This window comes from Vibrio sp. 970, from assembly GCF_033339075.1.
Genome location: NZ_JAWOTW010000819.1, coordinates 1 through 517, shown reverse-complemented (window position 1 = coordinate 517; position 517 = coordinate 1). Strand labels below are relative to the sequence as shown.

General features: G+C 51.5%; 1 pseudogene. It reads right to left on the bottom strand.

What is annotated here, in order from left to right:
• Positions 1 to 517, bottom strand: a pseudogene (gene gltB / locus R7Q11_RS29385) (glutamate synthase large subunit); the annotation flags it as partial.

Genomic DNA, 517 nt, shown 5'->3' with positions numbered 1-517 from the left:
ACCGTTTCGGTCGAGGTTACATGCTGCGTAGCGGCCATCGGAAAGTACGATCCCTGCTGGACCATCCCAAGGCTCCATGTGTTTGGAGTTGAAATCATAGAAGGCTCGTAGATCGGGATCCATATCTGGGTGATTTTGCCATGCTGGTGGAACAAGCATTCGCATGGCTCGGAAGATATCCATGCCGCCGGCCAAGAATAGATCCAACATGTTATCCAGACTTGAAGAATCCGAACCAGTCTCATTTACAAACGGAGCTGCGGTTTGTAAATCGGGCAGCAATGGGGAAGAGAACTTATAAGCACGCGCTCGGGCCCATTGGCGGTTGCCTTCAATGGTATTGATCTCACCGTTGTGAGCAAGATAACGGAACGGCTGCGCCAGTGGCCAGCGAGGTTGAGTGTTGGTTGAAAAACGCTGGTGGAACAGGCAGATAGCGGATTCCATGCGTAGATCAGCAAGATCAAGGTAGAAGCGAGGCAAATCTGCAGGCATGCACAAACCTTTGTACACCAGC